This is a genomic window from Hungatella sp. L36, from assembly GCF_014288035.1.
The window spans coordinates 144,316-165,135 of the sequence record NZ_JACOPC010000001.1; the positions used below are offsets into that span (position 1 = coordinate 144,316).

A 20,820-nucleotide genomic window follows, 5' to 3' on the forward strand; every position below is an offset into this window, starting at 1 on the left:
TAGTCTGAATCATTGCAAGACGATGTCAAAATAGTGCACCAAAAGGTAAATATTGACAGTGCATGAAAATGTTAGCAGGAAGTATAATGCGATTAAAGAGACCGGAAAAAATAAAGAAAAGTTAGAGGTGAGCTTATGGAAGAAGCAAAAATACAGCCGGCAGCGGTCACCAGCAGAAAGCTGCCAAAAGAGTTCAAGTATTATTTTATCTTTATGGGGCCGGCAATCCTGCTGTTTTCATCGCTGTTCGTCATTCCGTTTTTTGGAGAAATCTATTACTCCTTTACCAACTGGAATGGAATTGATCAGACGTATGGGATGGTGGGGATCAACAATTACTTCCGGACATTTCAGGACAAGGGATATTGGAAATCAGTATGGTTTACCATCCGGTTCTCCGCTCTTTCGGTATTGTTTTCCAACCTGATTGCATTTTGCTGGGCCTATATTCTGTCGAAGCCCATCCCATTCAGAAATTTCTGGAGGGCTGTCATTTTCCTCCCGCGTATCATCGGAGGTGTGGTATTGGGATATTTATGGAGATTCATCTTTCAGAATGCATTTGTGCAGTTCGGACAGGCCACCGGGCTTTCCTGGTTTTCCCAAAACTGGTTTACGACTCCGGAGTCCTCCTTTACCGCTCTGGTCATCGTATTTACCTGGACGCTCTCCGGCTATCTGATGCTGATCTACAGTGCGGGCTTTGCCTCAATACCAGGAGATTTACAGGAGGCGGCGATCGTAGACGGGGCGTCACCGCTGCAGGTGCTTAAAAATGTGATCATTCCCATGATTATGCCTTCCATTACCCAGTGCCTGTTTATTGCCATCAACTGGACAATGCTTTTGTATGATACTAATATATCGCTGACCGACGGCAATCCTTACCGTTCGTCCGAAGGCGTTACCATGAATATTTACGCGACGGCTTACCGGTCGAACCAGATTGGCTACGGTGCGGCCAAGTCCTGTATCTTTATTGTCATCATTGTTGCAATTACCATGATCCAGATTTATGCAACCTCAAAGAGGGAGGTGGAGCTGTAATGAAGCGTTCGGAAAAGATAAGAATCGGAGTATCGTTACTCATTCTGGCTGTCAGTGTGACGATCGTCATCGTCCCGCTGTACCTGGTAGTGCTGAACTCCTTTAAGCCATACTCGGAGATTGCGAAAAATATCAGCGCTCTGCCAAAGGAGATTACGCTTATCAACTACCAGCAGGCATGGAAAAGGCTGAATTTCTCCACTGTATTTAAAAATACCATGATCATAGCAGTTTTCTCCAATATCGGCAGTATTGTGTTTGCCGGAATGATGGGATACTGGATCGTGAGGCATCCATGCAGATTCACAAAGGCATGGTATCTGATCATCATAGCGGGCATGTCGGTGCCGTTTCAGGGGATTATGATTACGTTTGCGAAGATGGCGGGATTTTTGAAGCTCACCAACCATCTTTACGGCGTGGTGATCAGCAACTGGGTCTTCTCCATGCCTATGAGCATGTTTCTGACTGCAGGGGCGGTGAAATCAGTCCCGTATGAAATTGAGGAATCGGCCAGGATCGATGGCTGCGGCCCGCTTAAGACGTACTGGACCATTGTATTCCCGCTGATTAAAGGAACGGTTTTTACGGTAGCTTCACTCAATGTCATCACGTACTGGAATGATTACTTAATGACGCAGTTCCTGTTGACGAAAAAGGGGCTCAGGACTCTTCAGATAGCCATGCAGTCTCTGTTTAATGAAGCATTTTTTGCCTGGGACACGGCTTTGGGAGCAATATCCCTTTCAATCCTGCCTTTGTTCATTTTCTTCATTTTTTCGCAGAAACAGGTGCTTGATGGTGTGGCCGCAGGAGCGGTGAAAGGTTAGCGCGTCCGTATGAGAAAACGAAGGGAAAATCCCTTGTTGGTTAAATTATTATTTAGAAGGAGGTATTACTTATGAAGAAAAGAGTGAGTTCTCTGATGTTGGCGGCGGTGCTGGCGGCGATGTCTGTCACGGCGTGCTCCGGGGGAAAAGAAGCGGGGACGACGCCTGTCACGACGGCTGCTGCGGAGAAGGCGGCAGAAGAGACGAAGTCGGAGCAGCAGACAGCTGAGACACCTGCGCCCACAGAAGAAAAGGCGGCGGATGGCTCTGTCGATTTGACGGTAACCATGCCGCTGGGACAGTGGACCGACAACTTTGATATTCTGATCGAGGCGTATAAGGCGGAGCATCCGGAGATCGGTACGATTGAAGCAACATTTCCGTCCACCTCGGATTATAATGACCTGCTGAAAGCCGCAGCTGCAGCAGGTGAGCTTCCGGATATCATCGGAACAAATTACGGGGAACCATTTAAGGAATGGAACAACTATATGGCAGATTTAAGTACGGACTTCCCTGCGTATGAACTGTTTACAGAGGATCAGAAGACTCTCGGCACTGTGAACGGCAAGGTTGTGGTGGCGCCGATCTATCTGGAGGGGACGGGAATTCTTTACAACATGGCGCTGCTTGAAAAAGCAGGCTGGAAAGAGGTTCCGAAAACCAGAGATGAACTGAAAAAACTGTGCGAGGACTTGACAGCCGCGGGAATTCAGCCTTTTATGCACCAATGGGCGGAGACAAATCTGAACCTGTTTAACTGGGTAGGACCGACATGGCTCGGCAATAAAGAGAACGGCGGACTCGATTTTATCCAGAAGATGCTGGCCGGAGAGGATATGGATCTGGCAAACGATCCGGAGATGAATGAATTCCTGGATTACTATGACATTGCCATTCAGTATGCCCAGCCAAACGCCACAGCGACTGACAAATGGACGGCCAGAAATGCGTTCTTCTTAGAAGAGGCGGCCATGCTGACCGGCGAGGGTAGCTGGGAGTATCCCAATATCATGAATGTGAATCCGGATTTGATGAACCATATTAAGCAGGATGTGATTCCGTGCTCCAACGATGCGGACAAGAATCATTTACAGATCCAGACCATGTGTGCAGGGGTCAGCAGCCAGTCGAAGAATGTGAAGGCGGCTAAGGATTTCCTTTCCTATATTATATCATCGGAGGCGGCCCGTGTATGGCATCAGGAGACAATGGGAAGTCCGACATCCATCGTGTCTCTGGAAATTTCAGATAAACTTCCGTGTATCGCGGTCGATGTGCTGGATCATGTGGCGGCTGGAAAGGCCAGTGAATCCATGTGGGAGTTCACACCGGCAGTTCTTGCGACTGACCTGGAAGAAATCTGGTCCAGATACGTAAATCAGCAGATATCCAGGGAAGATTTTACGGCCAGATATGCGGAGATATTCAAGGATTATGCCGCTGGAAAATATAACTAAACAGCCATTGGCGCAGGAAAGGATGGAAGACATGGCAATTATGAATTTTGAGGACGCCGCTTTCGAAAAGGCGTACGGCAGTGACGGAACGGAGTGTGTGGAACTTCTGCCGGGCACAGTGGAAGGAATACAGAATTACAAGTATTATCTGAGAGCGGGAGCAAGGGTAACTCCGCCTCGATATGCGGACAAGGCAGTGGTATTGATCTTCGGAAAGGGGAGGGGATACGTAGCCGGAACAGATGGAGGATTTAAGATTGAAGAGCTTAGCTTCTACGCTCCGGACTTTGAAAACGCGGAGTATTATGTTTATGCTGTAGAAGACATGGAATTTATTATGTGCGCGGCAGATATGAATGACTACGACCGTGTGAGAGCGGGAGAGTGCAGGGTACATACCCCATTTTTCAGAACTGTCAGGCAGTGCTATGGATATGACCAGAGCTGCAAGACAGCCGGAACGTGGTCAAAATCCGTTCTGTTCGGGGATTTTGGGAGACTGGGTAAGCTTACGATCGGTGTGGTTCATGGCGGCGGCTCCGCGGAGGGAGGAACCATAGAAAAGGGCCATGGCGAGGTTCATCAATGGAACTATTGTGTGGGAAATTCCGATTTTACCCTGACCGTGGAGGACGAGAAGGTTCACCAGAAAGCAGGGGACTGGAGCTTTGTTCCGGCGGGACTCGATCATAGTCTGTGTGCGGAGGAAGGCAAAGAAGTGTATTATGTCTGGGTGGAACTCTATACCAGTGAACACGGAATATATCAGACGGAGGGATTTTGATGATGGATAATTTTGTATGCAGGGCGGAGAAGGCCAGGCGCGAATATAACGGGTTTGGTTACGCGCAGGAAGAACTTCTGCCGGGAGCTGATGCGGTCAATGCAAAATTTTACCGCTGTTCCCTGCGGGCAGGCTGCAGTGTAACGCCTGAACTGGATCGGGAGAAGATTACCATTCTTATTTTTAATGGAAAAACAGGATATATAACGACACCGTATGATTTATATAACGTAACAGAACCTTCCTTTTTTATTCCGGATTTCGACCGTGTTCCATATACGGTTCACGCGGTAGAAGATAGCGAGTTCATCAGGGCTGTCTTTTCTATGAATCAGTGGGACAGGGAATTCTATGAAAAATGGAATCTGCATCTTCCGTTTTTCAGCAAATATTCGGATGGAGTGCAGTACGATCAGGACTGCAAGGGGCCAAATACAAGGTCTTACAGCATTCTTCAGCCGTTCCAGTTAGGGCACGTATCCATTGGAGTAGTAAAGGCAATCGGGGAAGGGACGGATGAGAAGGGACACGGCCTTCTTCATCAGTGGAATTACTGCCTGGGCAATTCGGACTTTGATTTAACGGTGGAGGAAGAGACAGAGCCGCAGAAGCCAGGTGACTGGAGCTTTATCTATGCTGGAAAGGACCATAAGCTTCTGGCGAAGCCCGGTAAGGAAGTCTTTTATGTCTGGGTGGAGTATTTTACGGATGAGGATCTGCAGAAATACTATCTATGCCAGATTCATAATGGAAGCCTGACCGAGGTACAGGACTGACAGGAGGAAGAAAAATGAACATTATTTCCTACGTGAAGAGAGAAGATATCCTGTTTCATCGCGTTTCTGAAGGCTATTACCGGGGAGAGATGCTGCCGGGGGCGATGGAAGGAATCTTTACGAATAAATGCAGGATTGAGGCCGGCGCAAGAGTATGGCCTGCCTGTTACGCAGACCGTGTCACCGCGCTTTTCATCTTTAAGGGAACAGGCCGGATCAGAAGCGGAAGCCAGGTATTTGAAATTACGGAGAGGTGCCTGTTCTGCCCGGATTTTGACCATGAGGAGTATTCGATCGAGGCAGATACGGAGATGGAATATCTGGAGCTTAGCCAGAGGATGAGCGAGGAAGACTGGAAGCATCATGAAATGTACCACATTGTACTGCCGTGGTTTCATACGCATTCCAACTGGCATCTGTACATCGAGGGGTTCCGGGCATCGGAATTAAAATCCTATGCGGTTCTTCACCAGTATTATGTGAGCCGGATGAGCCTTGGAGAAGTGACCGGGCCTGGGGAGGCGAGGCTGGAACCGCACACGCATCCGGAATTGTACCAGTGGTTTTATGGACTTCCAGGGACGGATCCATTCCTGTTTAAGGCTCAGGATGAGGAAGTGGAGGTCAGAGAAGGTGACTGGATCTGCATTCCCAATGAGGTGGCTCACATCGTATCTCCGATGAAGAGCGGGGATTATATCGATTACGTATGGTTTGAGGTTGTGGTACCAGGAAAAGAAATGTGTCCGTATTTTTATTAAACAGACAGGGCAGGCGCGATCTGCCGCACAGAGAAGGAGGGTGCGGCAGAACGGCGCCTGTTTTCCTGTTGTAAACAGGGGAGAATGTTGTTTTTCGTAATAATTGTTCAGATTCTCGTCAGTATTTGCCAGAATCTGTCAGATTATTATAAGGGTTTATTAAAGTCTTCCGTTTGAAAATCTGTTACAATAGAACCAGTAAAACGAAAAAAGTCTGAAACCGAAAAGAAAGGAGCAGATGCAATGAAAAAAATAAAGGTTACGAAACTAATTAAATGGTTTATCGTTCTGACAATGGTACTCTGTATCTGTTCCGGTTTCGTTGTTGCCGGTAAGGGATACTCCATGTACCGGAACGCGCTGGATCAGATGAGTCTGGCAGATAAAGTAGAGTCCATTCAGGATAAGGAACATTATACGACATTTGAAGAGCTGCCGGAGGTGTATGTGAACGCGGTGGTTTCTGTGGAAGACCACAGATTTTACAATCACTCGGGAATCGATCTCATCGCCATCGGAAGAGCCGTGTTTAATGACTTGCGTGCAGGCAGGTTCGTGGAGGGCGGAAGCACCATCACCCAGCAGCTGGCAAAGAATCTTTACTTCAGCCAGGAAAAGGAGATGACGAGGAAAGCCGCCGAGGTCTTCATGGCTTTTGACCTGGAACGTAATTACAGCAAGGAAGAGATCCTGGAGCTGTATGTAAATACGATCTATTACGGAGACGGATATTACACCGTGGCCGATGCCAGCGAAGGCTATTTTGGCAAGGCGCCGGAAGAGATGAGTAAGTATGAGAGCACGCTTCTGGCGGGAATCCCGAATGCACCTTCCAGATATGCGCCGACAAAAAATCCCGTTTTGGCGGAAAAACGCCAGATGCAGGTGTTAAGACGCATGGAAGACTGTGGCTACTTCTCTACGGAAGAAGCGGAAACAGTGGCGGCACAGATGGTTGCAATCAATTAATCTGATTAACTAAATATTGAAATCACCGGTGTTACTCCAGACTGAGAAAGAGTTTGAGCGGAGCGGCCCCGGTGTTTTTTATGTGCAGTGACAAGCATTGAAAATGGGGAAGAGGAAAAATGACTGGAAGTACTCTGGGAAAACAAGTATAATTGTAGGAGCGTTAAGCAAGGGGGCGTCAAGCGGATCAGGGACAGTCTTCTCTTGTACGAAAATAAAAACATGATAAAATTGTAAACTTTACTATAAAATGCTATAATCGGACATGAGGCTGGAAATGGATTCGTATGGGGCGTGGAGTCTTAAGAAAGCGAGGCCTGAAGTGTGAAAGATGTGCCAGAAGAAAGTAATGCAAGAGAGTGTAATACAAGAGAAAGAAGTGCAAACGCTGTAGAGGAACCGCTTGCCGAGCGGATTGATGGCCGGATTTATATTATGAGGAAACCGAAACGGTGGCATCAGCGGATTGTCAGAATTTTAAAGGAAATGATTGAAGAGTACCGGAAAAAGAATCCGGGACTCTGCGAAGTGCGTACGGCTCCATTTGGCCTTACTCTGGCCGGTGGGGGGACGACCTATCTGATCCCTGATCTCTGCGTGATTCTTGACCGGGGAAAGCTGACGGACCATGGCTGCAACGGGGCGCCGGAGATTGTGATCGAGGTGGTAGCGCCGGAGTCCCAGTATATGGATTACCGGATCAAACTGACCAGATACCGGAATGCCGGTGTGAAAGAGTACTGGATCGTGGATCGGGACTGGGATCACGGTTACGTCTATTACTTCGATGACGGTGATATGGATCTGGCCTCTTTTTCCGGTGCGCTGGGGTCCAGGGTGTGCAGGGGACTGGTGTTTGATTTCTCCAGATTAAAACACCAGAAGTAAAGTTTCTGGTGGAAATCCTGCGGGAAATCCGGTATAATTACGGAAAACGAGGAAGCTGATATACGGAAAGGAAGAAACGATTATGGCAGCAGCGGAAAACAAAGGAAAAAGGCTCAGCAAATATGTGGACAATTATGTGGTGTTTGATCTGGAAACTACGGGAATCAGCTCGGTAAAGGATGATATCATCGAGATATCCGCCCTGAAGGTGAAGAATCATGAACGGGTGGAGACCTTTTCAAGGCTGGTGAATCCGGGACGTCCCATTCCGGCAGGGGCCACGAAGGTGAACGGGATTACCGATGAGATGGTTCAGAATGAGCCTGGGCTCGCTCATATCCTGCCGGAGTTTTTAAACTTTATCGGCGGAGAGATTTTGATCGGCCATAATATTCAGTCTTTCGATCTTCTGTTTCTGAACCGCGTGGCCGGCGAGGTGTGTGGGACGGCAGTGCTCAACGATTTTATAGATACGTTATATATGGCCAGAGCATGCCTTCCGGGGCTTTCCCATTACCGGCTTACGGATCTGGCGGAGTATTTTAAGATCAGTTCGGAGGGGGCTCACCGGGCGCTTAACGACTGCGTGATGAACCAGATCTGCTATGAGCATATGGGAAAACTTTTGAAGGACGCGGACATTCCGGTCTGCCCCAGATGCGGGGGAGAGCTTACAAAACGAAATGGCAAATTCGGACCATTCTATGGCTGCTCCAACTACCCGGTCTGCAGGTATACGAAAAATATTGTTGTATAAGATGTAAGAAAACGGAAAGAGACATGGCGCCTGTTTTGTGATACACTGAAAGAAAAGAGTGAAGCGTGCCGGAAGGCAGGAAAGGACAGGGAGATGGAGGATAAGAATCTGTATAACAAAGTCATGCTGATTGCATTTTGTATTATTCTTGTACTGCTGGGAGCGGGAATGTACAGCCGCAGCACAGCCGCACAGCGGGCCTCAGAGAATTACGTTCCCAGAGGAAACGTCCAGGAAGTACAATTGGAAACAGAGCGTACCGCTGTATGAACACTGTTTTGATATACATAAGGAATATGGCGCCTTACATGGCGTATGCGGTACCGGTCATATGGATCGTCCGTTTAATCGCTGTGCGGAGGCTGCGTAAGAGTCACAGGAGCACCACAGTATGTCATGAGGCAGGACTGTGGTGCTTTCTGCTCTTTATGGCGGGGCTGGCATCCATTACTGTCATTCCGCGCAGCGCGGATGGCGGGTTTACCGGTTTTGTGGGGATGAAGGGATTTTCGAGGATCAATCTGATTCCGTTCCGCATTATTGTGGATTCGTGGAAAGCCCTGTCAGACGGAAACTGGATTTATCCCATGATTAATATAGCAGGCAATATCGTGATGTTCATGCCGGCGGGCTTTTTCACAGCGCTTCTCTGGAAAGGGGAGTCCTTAAAGAAAGCGGCCCTTGCGGGCTTCTTTTTTTCGCTTACGGTGGAGATCTGTCAGCTGCCCCAGGCGAGGGGGACGGATATCGATGATTTGTGGCTCAACACGCTGGGCGCTGTTCTGGGCTATGGTGTATTTTGGTTGATGAAAAGATACAGACCACTGTGGATCCCGGGATTTCGGGTCAGAGAGACATCTGGTCAGCAGGTTAAAGGAGAGACGAAATGACATTTGAGATTGTGAAAGCGGAGGAGAAGGATTATGAGCTTTTTGCCTCCATTATTCAGGAAGTATATGAGGCGATGGAGGAGAAGGAGTGGTTTGCGGCCGATAATGCAGAGTACACATACGAAATGCTGAAATACAGCAACGGAGTCGGTTATAAGGCGATTCATCAGCCCTCGGGCGCGGTGGCTGGAATTTTACTTACGACATTTCCAGGGGATTCCGAGGAAAATCTGGGGCGCGATATTGGCCTTCCGGAATCGGAGCTTTTGCTGGTGGCTCATATGGATTCCGTGGCAATTCTTCCGGAGTACCGTGGTGCAGGCCTCCAGAAAAGGCTGATGCAGCACGCGGAGCAGGAACTGACAGAACAGGGATACCGTTATTTTATGTGCACGGTGCACCCGGAAAACCGGTACAGCAGGCAGAATATCATCAAACAGGGCTTTAAACCGGTAAAAACTGCGCTGAAGTATGGAGGTTATCGGAGGGAGATATTTTTACGCGACAGGAGCGAAGGTCTGGATTGACGGATCATCATTTGATGGATGATCATTTGACGGATGATAATAATAAATAGAAAGGGAAGTTCGGGTATGGGTGATAAATGGTCGGAAGCCTTTATAAAGGCGTTAAAGGATGGGGATACAGAGCGGGTGAAGCAGATTCCGAAAGCGGACTTACATAATCATTTTGTGCTGGGAGGCAGCAGGGCCTTTATTCGTGAAAGAAAGGGGCTCGTGATTCCTGCGCTGGAAGGCATTCTGGAATCGATGCAGGAGATGGACCGCTGGAATCAGGAGTATATTGGAAAGTATTTTGAAAGCGGGGAAGGACGGCGTTTCCTCATTGAGGCGGCGTTTGTTCAGGCCAGGGAAGACGGCGTCACAGTCCTGGAGATTGGAGAGGACGTATGGGGGCTGGGGCAGTACTTTGGCCATGATGTGAATGGATTGACAGAGGCATTTTTATCGGCACGGGACCAGTATGCGCCTGATCTTGAACTGCGGCTTGTAATCGGGCTTTCGAGGCACTGTCCGGTGAAATGGCTGCTGGAACAGCTGGAACCGTTCTGGGGACGGCCGGAGTTCTATTCAATCGATTTGTATGGCGATGAGATGGCCCAGCCGATTGAAAATTTTGTGCCTGTTTACCGGAAGGCGGAAGAAAATCATCTTGTACGGAAGGCGCATATCGGAGAGTGGGGAACGGCGGAAGATATCAGGACTGGTGTGGAACTCCTTCATCTTGACGAGGTTCAGCATGGAATCGCAGCTGTGAACTCGAAAGAGGTGATGCAGTATCTCGCAGAGCGCCGGATCAGGCTGAATATAACGCCAACCAGCAACCGGAAGCTGGGGCGGGTGTCTTCCTACGAGGAGCATCCGATTAAGACTCTCTACCGGGAGGGGATCGAAGTGACAATTAATTCCGACGATGTGCTGATGTTTGACAGCGATGTATCGAAGGAGTACCAGCGGCTCTATGATCACGGTACCCTTCTGGCAGAAGAATTAGATGAGATCAGGGTGTGCGGGCTGCAGCCGGTGGGCTGAATGAGGAACTATTATACACGGAGGGAGAACACAAATTTTCATCAAACGTTTGCGTGAAATATGATTGACGTTTTCCCTCTTTTTTCGTATACTTTCTATAACGGCTGACTGAAGTCACCACCCTGAAACAGAATGGTTGCAGGCATAAGAAATGCATGGCATTGGATGAAAGCAAATATAGATAAAATATGACAATACTACGTTACGGATGAAATATGACAATTTCTGTTTTTTGCACTCTGGACTCAGAATGTGGGAAATAATAGTATGATTGCGTAACGGTACAATAGCGGAAGTTTATAACAATACAACCGATATAGGAATCGCAGTAACCGGGGTACCGGTCAGCAGAGCAGAAGTGAATAGAATGATGATCAGATACCAGGAAGGTATGAGTATTCCCAAGGAGTACGCCTGAACCTGGTATTTTTATTTTGCAGATCATTCCTTTAGGATAGTACGCGAAAACGTCTGCGCCAAAGGCCTTACGCCGTATCTAAAACCGCTGCTGCATCTCCTGTTATGCTTGGTCTGTTATATTTTATGAGCCTTTGCCGGCAGAAAACAGGAAGGGAAAGAAAGATGAAAAAAAGAGGATGGAAACTGAAAACAGCGGTTTTATTGGCTGCGGCAGCGATTGTGATCACTGGATGCAGTGCCGGTAAGAGTCAGGAAGCAACGGGGACGGAAGGAAAGGAAGAGCGCACGGAGCAGAGTGCGGCGGGCGGTACTGAGAGTACGACTGAAGGAACAGGCGCGGGTAAAGACAGCGTAATCGTGGTGATGGGGCCCAGCTCGGAGCCGGAGGCGGGATTTGACCCGGCCTATGGATGGGGCGCGGGAGAACACGTGCATGAGCCGCTGATTCAGAGCACGCTGACCGTGACGACAGCGGATTTAAAGATTGATTACGACCTTGCTACAGATATGAGCGTCAGCAATGACGGACTAACCTGGACCGTGAAGATTCGGGATGGCGTCTCCTTTACCGACGGAGAGAAGCTGACTGCGAAGGATGTGGCATTTACATATAATACGCTGAAGAGTACGAGCTCAGTCAATGATTTTACCATGCTGGACTCCGCTGAGGCGGTGGACGACATGACCGTGGTTTTTCACATGAAACGGGCCTATTCGATCTGGCCGTATACCATGGCAATCGTGGGAATCGTTCCGGAGCACGCGTATGGCGCTGATTACGGAGAGCACCCGATCGGTTCCGGCCGCTATATTATGAAGCAGTGGGACAGAGGGCAGCAGGTGATATTTGAGGCAAATCCCGACTATTACGGGGAAGCGCCGAAGATGAAGAAGGTGACTGTGCTGTTTATGGAAGAGGACGCGGCGTTTGCGGCGGTGCAGTCCGGACAGGTGGATCTTGCCTATACGGCGGCTTCTTATTCAGATCAGACCATTTCCGGCTATGATCTGCTTTCCTTCGAGACAGTGGACAACCGCGGTTTCAATCTTCCGGCCATAGCAGCGGGAGGCAGCGATGCCAACGGAAATCCCATTGGTAACGATTTTACCGCAGATGTGCGTGTGAGACGGGCCATCAATATCGCCATCAACAGAGACGAAATGATTGAAAATGTGTTGAGCGGTTACGGAAGCCCGGCCTACAGTGTCTGCGACAAGATGCCGTGGTACAATAACGCGGCAGAAACAAAGTATGACGCGGAAGGCGCGAAGGCGCTCTTAGAGGAAGCCGGATGGACAGAAGGAAATGACGGAATCAGGGAAAAGGACGGCAAAAAGGCTGGCTTTACGCTGATGTATCCGGCCGGTGATTCTGTGAGACAGGCTCTTGCCGCAGATACGGCAAACCAGCTGAAGGAGATCGGCATCGACGTGAAGACTGAAGGCGTGGGCTGGGATACCGCCTATGACCGTGCGCAGGCAGAACCGCTGATGTGGGGCTGGGGAGCACATACGCCGATGGAGCTTTATAATATTTACCACACCATGAAGGACACAGGGCTGGCGGAATACTCTCCATACACCAATGAATCCGTGGACCGCTATATGGATGAAGCACTGGCAAGCAGCAGCCTCGAGGAGTCTTATGAACTGTGGAAGAAAGCGCAGTGGGACGGAGAGACCGGTATTACGGAACAGGGCGATATTCCGTGGATCTGGCTCGTCAATATTGACCACCTTTACTGGGCGAAATCTGATCTGGCTGTGGCACAGCAGAAGCTGCATCCTCACGGTCACGGCTGGTCTATTGTAAATAACGTGGATCAGTGGAGCTGGAAGTAAGCAGTAAGAGTAAAAGAAAATATGAGTAAAAGAAAATAAAAGTAAAAGGAAATTCAGGAGGCGTACGGCATTGGAAAAAAGCATGCCATGGTTTATTCTTAAAAATTTAATACGGATGGCAGTACTTCTGCTGTTGGTGAGTGCGGCGGCCTTTTTCCTGGTGTCGGCGTCTCCTCTTGATCCGCTTAAGACGAATGTAGGGCAGACTGCGCTGGGATCCATGAGCCAGGAACAGATTGCGAAGCTGGAGGAATACTGGGGGATGAATACCCCGCCGGTGGAGCGGTTTGTCTCCTGGGCAAAGGATTTCTTCCGGGGAGATATGGGGACTTCCCTGCTTTACCGCCAGCCGGTGTCCCATGTGATCTCAGTGAAGCTGAAGGATTCCTTATGGCTCATGGGAACTGCCTGGCTGATATCCGGTGCGGCAGGATTGCTGCTCGGAGTGGTGGCGGGAGCGAACCGCGGAAAGACGGCGGATAAGGTTATAACCGGGTACGCGCTGGTGACCGCCAGCACGCCGGCATTCTGGCTGGCGCTGGTTCTGCTCATGATCTTCGCCGTATGGCTGAAGGTGCTTCCGATCGGCTTAAGTGTTCCGATCGGAGTGGAGGCCGCCGGAGTTACTGTTTCCGACAGAATCGCTCATGGTATTCTGCCGGCTTTGACGCTTTCCATTACCGGGCTGTCTAACATCATACTGCATACCAGGGAGAAGATGGCCGAGGCCATGGAAAGCGATTACGTGCTGTTTGCAAAGGCAAGAGGCGAGTCCGAAGGGCAGATTATTCTGCGCCACGGTCTCCGCAATATCATACTGCCTGCCATGACTTTGCAGTTTGCCTCGATCAGTGAAATTTTCGGAGGCTCTGTTCTGGTAGAGCAGGTATTCTCTTATCCGGGAATCGGACAGGCGGCTGTGACGGCCGGACTGGGCGGAGATGTTCCGCTGCTTCTGGGAATTACCGTGATCAGCGCGGCGATTGTATTTGCAGGGAATTTCACCGCCAATGTGCTTTACGGCGTCGTGGATCCAAGAATCAGAAGAGGGAGGGCAAAGGCATGAACAGGAGGAAGATGACGATTCTTCTCGCGGGCCTGTCGATTCTGATGCTGGCGGCAATTACGGTGGCAGGACAGCTCCTTTCGGAGGCTGCCATGGTGACGGATTTTTCCAGAAAGAATCTGGCGCCCTGTCTCTCTTATCCATTTGGAACGGACTGGATGGGGAGAGACATGTTTGTCCGTACCATAACGGGACTTTCCATGAGCATCCGGATCGGGCTTTTGACGGCGGCTATCAGCGCAGTGATTGCATTTCTCATGGGAATTCTGGCCGCGACCATGGGGAAAATCGCGGATGGCCTGATCATTGGGCTCATCGATCTGGTCATGGGAATTCCTCATATCCTTTTGCTGGTGCTCATATCCTTTGCACTGGGAAAGGGATTTTGGGGTGTTGTGACCGGAATTGCGCTGACGCACTGGACTTCCCTTGCACGCCTGATCCGCGGAGAGGTTCTGCAGCTGAAGCAGAGCCAGTACATAAAGATAGCGGAAAAACTGGGACAGGGAAAGCTTACCATTGCGTTGAAACATATGACGCCTCATCTGATTCCACAGCTGTTCGTTGGGCTGGTTCTGATGTTTCCCCATGCGATCCTGCACGAAGCCAGCATCACATTTCTGGGCTTTGGACTGTCGCCGGAACAGCCGGCCATCGGTGTCATTTTGTCGGAAAGCATGAAATATCTCGCCATGGGAAAATGGTGGCTCGCCCTTTTCCCGGGATTGTTTCTGGTCTTTGTGGTGCTGCTGTTTCATTTTATGGGAAGCACCATCAGCCAGCTTTTGGATCCGGCACACGCACATCAGTGAAATATCCCGCGAGAGTCAGATGGACCCGTAAGCGCGCCCAGCTGATTCCCGCGGGAATAAATTGAAAGGATGGAAGAGGTTCGATGGAAGAGAGAAAAACAGTTCTGTCCGTGGAACATTTATCGGTGAAATTTACCCAGTATGAAAGGGGCTTTCGCCAGATCGAGCTTCCCGCAATTCGTGATTTGAGTCTTACGGTGAAGGAAGGGGAAATGGTGGCGGTGGTAGGCTCCAGCGGTTCGGGCAAGAGCCTCCTGGCCCACGCCGTGCTGGGAATCCTTCCGTATAACGCCGTGACCGGAGGCCGCATTGATTATGATGGGATGGAGCTGACGGGGAAGAGAATAAGAGCCCTGCGCGGCAGGGAGATCGTTCTTGTCCCTCAGAGTGTTTCCTATCTGGATCCGCTCATGAAGGCGGGAGCATCTGTGAGGAAAGGCAAAAAGGATTCGGAAACCAGAAGGAAATGCAGGGAGGTTCTGGCACGCTATGGACTTGGAAAGGAGACGGAGGAACTGTATCCGTTTGAACTATCCGGGGGCATGACGAGGCGTGTGCTGATTTCCACGGCGGTGATGGAAAAACCGAGACTGGTCATTGCAGACGAGCCTACGCCGGGACTTCATATGGAAGCGGCCAAACGGGTGCTTTCTCATTTTCGGGAGATTGCAGATGAGGGGGCGGGAGTTCTCCTGATCACCCACGATCTGGAACTGGCTTTAGAGGCGGCCGATCGGATTGTTGTCTTCTATGCGGGAACCAATGTGGAGGAGGCTCCGGTATCTGATTTTGAGGAGGAAGAAAGACTTCGCCATCCCTATACGAAGGCATTGTTCCGCGCTATGCCGCAGCACGGCTTCGTCCCGGTTTCGGGCAGTCAGCCTTACGGAAAGGAATTTTTGTCCGGATGTCCGTATGCGTCCCGGTGTGAACTGGCAGATGGAACCTGCGGCAAAGAGGTGGAATATACGAGTCTTCGCGGAGGCATGGTGAGATGCCGGAAAGCCGCGGAAGGAGGGAACGGAAGATATGAAGCTGGAGGCGAGAGCGCTCTCTTTTCGATATGACAACGGAAACAGACAGATTTTAAACAATTTGAGTATGACGCTTACAAGCACGGATCGCCTGGGGCTCATTGCACCCAGCGGGTTCGGAAAAACGACATTCTGCAAGATTTTGGCGGGATATGAGAAGCCGGACAGCGGTGAAGTGCTTTTGGACGGAAAGCCGCTTTCAGACTGGAAGGGGTACTGCCCGGTGCAGATGATATGGCAGCATCCGGAGCTGTCGGTCAATCCCAGGTGGAAGATGGGTGAGGTTTTAAAAGAGGGGGACCAGGTGGAACAGAGGATCATGGACGGCCTGGGAATTGAGCCGGACTGGCTTAACCGGTACCCTTCGGAGTTGTCCGGCGGTGAGCTCCAGCGTTTCTGCATTGCCAGGGCGCTGGGACAGAGAACGCGGTTCCTTCTGGCGGATGAGATCAGCACGATGCTGGATTTGATTACCCAGAGCCAGCTGTGGAATTTCCTTCTGGAGGAAGTGAAAAACAGAGAAATCGGCCTTCTGGCGGTGAGTCATTCGGATTCGCTGCTGGAACGGATCTGTACGAAAATGCTGAGACTGTAGTGCCGGGCGGCACTGGGGGCGGCGGCACTAGGTTCGGCGGCACCAGGTTCGGCAGTACAAGAATAATGCTGCACAGCGGAAACGATAAAAGGAGAAAGGATACAATTGCGATGGATGTAAAAAAGGTGTTGGAGCGTGTGAGCAGTGGAGTGATGGATGTGGCAGAGGCAGAGGCACTTTTAAAGGATCTTCCCTATGAGGATCTGGGATATGCCAAACTGGATCATCACAGGAAGCTGCGTTCCGGGTTTGGAGAGACCGTGTTCTGTCAGGGAAAGCCGGATCCGTATCTGGTGGAGATTATGAAGCGGTTTTATGAGCGGGACGGTGAGGTCCTGGGAACGCGGGCGTCTGCGGAACAGTTTCTTCTGGTGAAAGAGGTGGTACCGGAGATCGAGTACGATGCGGTGTCCAGAATTCTGAAGGTGGAGAAAAAGGATAAGGAAAGAACGGGCTGTGTGGCGGTGTGTACCGGTGGGACCGCGGATATTCCAGTGGCGGAGGAAGCAGCCCAGACGGCGGAATATTTTGGCTGCGCGGTGGACCGGATCTATGATGTGGGCGTGGCGGGAATCCACCGCCTGTTGTCACAGAGGGATCGACTCATGAAGGCAAACTGCATCATTGCGGTGGCCGGAATGGAGGGGGCTCTGGGAACGGTAGTGGCCGGCCTGGTGGACTGCCCTGTGATTGCGGTTCCGACATCAGTCGGTTACGGTGCCAGCTTCCACGGAGTTTCAGCCCTCCTGACCATGTTGAATTCCTGCGCGAACGGGATTTCCGTAGTAAATATCGATAATGGATACGGCGCAGGTTATCTGGCAACACAAATAAACAGACTGGCGGTGAAATAAATGGGGAAAATACTGTATTTGGAATGTAATTCGGGAATTAGCGGAGATATGACGGTCGGAGCGCTTCTGGATCTTGGCGCCGACAGAGAAGTTCTGGAGCGGGCACTCGGCAGCCTGGGAGTGGAGGGATACCACCTCCATTTTGGCAGGGCGGTGAAATGCGGGCTGGATGCGTATGATTTCGATGTGCATTTGGAGGAAGAGGGGCATGAACATGGGCATGACCATACTCATGAACATGAGGAGGCGGAACATGGTGAGGCATGCCACAGGCATTCGGAGGTGCACGTGGATAATCATGGGCATGGCCATGAGTGTGGAGAGAGCCATGGGCATGATCATGAGCACGAGCACGGGGAAGGCCATGGACATGATCATGAGCATACGCACTCTCACAGCCATGGACATTCCCATTCACACATCCACCGGAATCTTTCGGATATTTACAGGATTATTGAACGCCTGGATTCCAAGGAAGAAGTAAAGGAACTGGCCAGGAACATGTTTCTTATTGTGGCGGAGGCGGAAGCGAAAGCGCATGGCCTTCCCATCGATGAAGTCCATTTCCATGAGGTTGGGGCGATTGATTCTATCGTCGATATCATCAGTGTGGCAGTCTGCCTCGACAACCTGGGAGTGAAGGACGTAGTGGTATCTCCGCTGGCGGAGGGACATGGCCAGATCCGGTGTCAGCACGGAGTGATACCGGTACCGGTGCCTGCTACGGCTAATATAGCAGCGGCTCACGGCCTTGCACTGCGGCTGACGGATCAGGAGGGGGAGATGGTGACGCCTACGGGAGCAGCCATCGCGGCGGCGGTCCGGACGAGAGAAAAACTGCCTGCTTCCTGCAGAATCGTAAAGACTGGCATGGGGGCTGGTAAAAAGGATTTCGATCATGCCAATGTACTGCGCGCCATGCTTCTTGAGACGAATGAAGAGGAGAATGACCAGGCCTGGGTGCTGGAGACCAATGTAGACGACTGCAGCGGTGAGATGCTGGGATTTGTGATGGAAGAACTGTTCGCCGCAGGAGCACTGGATGTGTGGAATACGCCCATTTACATGAAGAAAAACCGTCCAGCCTATCTGCTCTCCACACTCTGCATGGAAAATGACATCGAAAAGATGGAAGATCTGATCTTTGTACATACGACGACAATCGGTGTACGCCGCTACCCGGTTTCCAGAACTATTTTGGAGAGAAGGAAGGCGGAAGTCGAGACCCGATTTGGTAATGCCTCGGTCAAAATCTGTACCAGAAACGAGAAAACGTTCTGTTATCCGGAATATGAGAGTGTGCGTGCCATCTGCAGAGAGACAGGCGCGGATTTCCAAAGTGTATACTGCGAGATCAGAAAAGCTGCAGAAGATTTGTTCTGCCGACAGTAAGCAAATTGACAGGAAAGACGGGAGATTACAATGACACGGACAGAAGAAAAGAAAAGACAGCTGGAAAGCGCAATGGCGCAGTATGGAAAAGAAGACATCTGCCTTGCATTTTCCGGTGGTGTGGATTCAAGCCTCCTTTTAAAGGCGGCGTCGGATGCGGCCAGGGAAAATGGGACAAAAGTCTACGCGGTGACCTTCGACAGCAGGCTTCATCCTTCCTGTGATTTAGAGATTGCGAGCCGTGTGGCGAAGGAGCTGGGCGGAATTCATGAGGTTATTACGGTAGATGAACTGGAACAGGAGGAAATCCGCCATAATCCGGTAAACCGCTGTTATCTGTGTAAACGCCATTTGTTTCAGGGACTCAGGGATTTTGCAGTACAGAGGGGTGTCCGGATTATCCTTGACGGGACGAATGAAGACGATCTGCACGTTTACCGCCCAGGAATCCAGGCCTTAAAGGAACTGGAGATTATCAGCCCGCTGGCCGAACTGCATATGACGAAGGCGGAGGTAAAGGAGCTGGCGGCAGAATATGGAATCTCTGTGGCTTCCCGGCCGTCTACACCGTGTATGGCAACCAGAATACCTTATGATACGGATATTGATTATGGGGTGCTGGAAAGAATTGCGCAAGGTGAGGCATGCTTGAGAGCACAGATTGACGGCAATGTACGTCTGCGTCTGCACGGTGACATTGTGCGGATTGAGGTAGACGGCAATGCCTTCTTAAGGGTACTGGAAATAAAGGATGAGATAATCAGAGGCCTAAAGGAACTGGGATTTCTATATATCACTCTGGATCTGGAGGGCTTTCGGTCTGGAAGTATGGATATAAAAATCGAAAAGTAATGTAAGTCAAAAGACCGTGTATCTGCTGGCCAATCAATACCAGCCGGGATACACGGTCTTATTGCTTCATTTTTTACAAACATCAGGAGTACTGCGCTTCCATTTCTTTAATTCTTTCATACAGCCGGTCGTTGACAGGTGTAGAGAGGCCATGTTTTTTAGCCATACGGCCTACGGTTCCGGCAAACATTTCCACCTCCGATGGGCGGTGCGAAATCCCATCCTGCCGCATGGACGGCATGCCGTCGGGGGAAAGTGTCTCCAGCAGTCTGATGTAATCCTCTAAATCCTGTTCTGTCAGATTGACATGCTCCGCTTTAGCAAGGGCAATGACCTCACGCATGGCGCCTACCATGGTATCGTGTGCTTCGCCTGGCGTCAGGGTGCCGGAGTAGGTGGTTTCGTACGCCATGCATGTCTGGTTTACACCGACATTCAGCATGAATTTCCCCCACAGGCGGTGCAGGATATCGTCTTCAGCCACATAGGCGATCTTCGCCCTGTCCAGGAAGTCAGTCATGGCTTTTAAGCGGTCAGCCTGGTCCGGTGTCCGGACACCAATTCTCAGTTCCCCGAATTTTGTGTAGGTCAGGGCGGCTCCGAATTTCATGGCATCCATGCCCTGGGCGATGGAGTAGAGTACTTTTTCGTGACCGTATCGTTCTCCGATTATCTGCTCGCTGCTGATCCCATTCATGACAGAGATGATGGTGGTATCCGGCCCTACACAGTGTTTCATGGTATCCAAAGCAGCGGGAAGCGCGTTGTATTTGACTGCAACGATTATAAAATCAGCAGGGGCAGCCGTTTCACAGTCCTCAACCGGAAAGGAACGGCGCTCCCCGTTGACAGTAAAATTCATTTCTCTGTATTTTTTAATCCGGTCTTTGTCTGCAATGAAACGGACGGCAGATGTCCCGAGCTCTGCTGCTATCTGATTTCCGTATAATAAGCCTAGCGCGCCCATGCCGACGATGGCGGTGGTCTGTATTTCTTTCATGATTTGCCTCCCTTACAGCGATTTTATTTATCATACCACTGGAGGTATCATAAGTAAAACAGAAACGGTAAAAATATGGATAAAATCCAAAAAGGTACTTGTAAAATACAAGTACCTCGGGTATAATGTACTTAGAAGTGATCAAAAGATTTGTGGTGTCTGATGATCAAAACTTCGGATAACTGTGTAATTTATAGTTACAAGCTATCCTCTACTGGTAATAGAGGATAGCTATTTT

The 20,820-nt window shown here is 50.2% G+C and carries 22 protein-coding genes; 21 read left to right on the plus strand and 1 reads right to left on the minus strand.

What is annotated here, in order from left to right; translation table 11 throughout:
* Nucleotides 1-135 precede the first annotated feature (135 nt).
* The 21 genes from H8S80_RS00635 to larE all read left to right on the plus strand — a co-directional run bounded on the left by H8S80_RS00635 (nt 136) and on the right by larE (nt 19,582).
* Entirely contained in the window at nt 136-1,047 is a 912-nt protein-coding gene (locus H8S80_RS00635) for a carbohydrate ABC transporter permease (RefSeq protein ID WP_110321241.1), read from the plus strand.
* On the plus strand, nt 1,047-1,877 hold the full coding sequence (locus tag H8S80_RS00640; RefSeq protein ID WP_055656124.1) for a carbohydrate ABC transporter permease: 831 nt from the start codon (nt 1,047-1,049) through the stop codon (nt 1,875-1,877). Before H8S80_RS00635 ends, H8S80_RS00640 begins: the two co-directional genes overlap by 1 nt.
* Before the next feature lie 71 nt (nt 1,878-1,948).
* Nucleotides 1,949-3,337 (plus strand): ABC transporter substrate-binding protein, encoded by a 1,389-nt coding sequence (locus H8S80_RS00645; RefSeq protein WP_117631444.1) that lies wholly within the window; start codon nt 1,949-1,951, stop codon nt 3,335-3,337.
* Between the two features lie 31 nt (nt 3,338-3,368).
* The gene (locus tag H8S80_RS00650; RefSeq protein ID WP_118090696.1) at nt 3,369-4,121 is read left to right on the plus strand and encodes a cupin domain-containing protein; all 753 of its coding nucleotides are present in this window, start codon (nt 3,369-3,371) and stop codon (nt 4,119-4,121) included.
* Nucleotides 4,121-4,897 (plus strand): hypothetical protein, encoded by a 777-nt coding sequence (locus tag H8S80_RS00655; protein ID WP_181987921.1) that lies wholly within the window; start codon nt 4,121-4,123, stop codon nt 4,895-4,897. The genes H8S80_RS00650 and H8S80_RS00655 overlap by 1 nt, the downstream gene beginning before the upstream one ends.
* A 14-nt stretch (nt 4,898-4,911) precedes the next feature.
* Nucleotides 4,912-5,658, plus strand: coding sequence for a hypothetical protein (locus tag H8S80_RS00660; protein ID WP_117631448.1), 747 nt, complete (start codon nt 4,912-4,914; stop codon nt 5,656-5,658).
* 243 nt (nt 5,659-5,901) lie between these two features.
* The gene (locus tag H8S80_RS00665; protein WP_002600824.1) at nt 5,902-6,627 is read left to right on the plus strand and encodes a transglycosylase domain-containing protein; all 726 of its coding nucleotides are present in this window, start codon (nt 5,902-5,904) and stop codon (nt 6,625-6,627) included.
* Nucleotides 6,628-6,951: 324 nt separating this feature from the next.
* A complete protein-coding gene (locus H8S80_RS00670) occupies nt 6,952-7,515 on the plus strand; it encodes a Uma2 family endonuclease (protein ID WP_002600823.1) in 564 nt (187 codons plus the stop codon).
* Nucleotides 7,516-7,597: 82 nt separating this feature from the next.
* Nucleotides 7,598-8,272 (plus strand): 3'-5' exonuclease, encoded by a 675-nt coding sequence (locus tag H8S80_RS00675; protein ID WP_002600822.1) that lies wholly within the window; start codon nt 7,598-7,600, stop codon nt 8,270-8,272.
* 93 nt (nt 8,273-8,365) lie between these two features.
* Entirely contained in the window at nt 8,366-8,542 is a 177-nt protein-coding gene (locus H8S80_RS00680) for a hypothetical protein (protein ID WP_002600821.1), read from the plus strand.
* A gap of 38 nt (nt 8,543-8,580) precedes the next feature.
* The gene (locus H8S80_RS00685) at nt 8,581-9,162 is read left to right on the plus strand and encodes a VanZ family protein (protein WP_181987922.1); all 582 of its coding nucleotides are present in this window, start codon (nt 8,581-8,583) and stop codon (nt 9,160-9,162) included.
* Nucleotides 9,159-9,689, plus strand: coding sequence for a GNAT family N-acetyltransferase (locus H8S80_RS00690; protein ID WP_117631452.1), 531 nt, complete (start codon nt 9,159-9,161; stop codon nt 9,687-9,689). Before H8S80_RS00685 ends, H8S80_RS00690 begins: the two co-directional genes overlap by 4 nt.
* 66 nt (nt 9,690-9,755) lie before the next feature.
* The gene (locus tag H8S80_RS00695; RefSeq protein WP_002600818.1) at nt 9,756-10,715 is read left to right on the plus strand and encodes an adenosine deaminase family protein; all 960 of its coding nucleotides are present in this window, start codon (nt 9,756-9,758) and stop codon (nt 10,713-10,715) included.
* Between the two features lie 582 nt (nt 10,716-11,297).
* Nucleotides 11,298-12,977 carry an ABC transporter substrate-binding protein gene (locus tag H8S80_RS00700; protein WP_117631454.1) on the plus strand — a complete coding sequence of 560 codons (1,680 nt, stop codon included), beginning with the start codon at nt 11,298-11,300 and terminating at the stop codon, nt 12,975-12,977.
* 82 nt (nt 12,978-13,059) lie between these two features.
* Nucleotides 13,060-14,043 (plus strand): ABC transporter permease, encoded by a 984-nt coding sequence (locus H8S80_RS00705; protein ID WP_029465660.1) that lies wholly within the window; start codon nt 13,060-13,062, stop codon nt 14,041-14,043.
* Nucleotides 14,040-14,855 carry an ABC transporter permease gene (locus H8S80_RS00710; protein WP_117631456.1) on the plus strand — a complete coding sequence of 272 codons (816 nt, stop codon included), beginning with the start codon at nt 14,040-14,042 and terminating at the stop codon, nt 14,853-14,855. Before H8S80_RS00705 ends, H8S80_RS00710 begins: the two co-directional genes overlap by 4 nt.
* Nucleotides 14,856-14,938: 83 nt before the next feature.
* Nucleotides 14,939-15,922, plus strand: a complete 984-nt coding sequence (locus tag H8S80_RS00715) for an ABC transporter ATP-binding protein (protein WP_002600814.1) — start codon at nt 14,939-14,941, stop codon at nt 15,920-15,922.
* Entirely contained in the window at nt 15,885-16,484 is a 600-nt protein-coding gene (locus H8S80_RS00720) for an ABC transporter ATP-binding protein (protein ID WP_117631458.1), read from the plus strand. Before H8S80_RS00715 ends, H8S80_RS00720 begins: the two co-directional genes overlap by 38 nt.
* Nucleotides 16,485-16,594: 110 nt before the next feature.
* Complete coding sequence (gene larB, locus H8S80_RS00725) at nt 16,595-17,338, plus strand: nickel pincer cofactor biosynthesis protein LarB (protein ID WP_117631558.1); 744 nt, start codon at nt 16,595-16,597, stop codon at nt 17,336-17,338.
* Nucleotides 17,339-18,730: a nickel pincer cofactor biosynthesis protein LarC gene (gene larC / locus H8S80_RS00730; RefSeq protein WP_117631460.1), complete on the plus strand. Its 1,392-nt coding sequence runs from the start codon at nt 17,339-17,341 to the stop codon at nt 18,728-18,730. It abuts the gene before it with no gap.
* Nucleotides 18,731-18,760: 30 nt separating this feature from the next.
* Nucleotides 18,761-19,582: an ATP-dependent sacrificial sulfur transferase LarE gene (gene larE, locus H8S80_RS00735; protein ID WP_117631462.1), complete on the plus strand. Its 822-nt coding sequence runs from the start codon at nt 18,761-18,763 to the stop codon at nt 19,580-19,582.
* Nucleotides 19,583-19,664: 82 nt separating this feature from the next.
* Here the strand turns inward: larE and H8S80_RS00740 are convergent, their stop codons facing one another.
* On the minus strand, nt 19,665-20,582 hold the full coding sequence (locus H8S80_RS00740) for a ketopantoate reductase family protein (RefSeq protein WP_025530092.1): 918 nt from the start codon (nt 20,580-20,582) through the stop codon (nt 19,665-19,667).
* Nucleotides 20,583-20,820 lie beyond the last annotated feature (238 nt).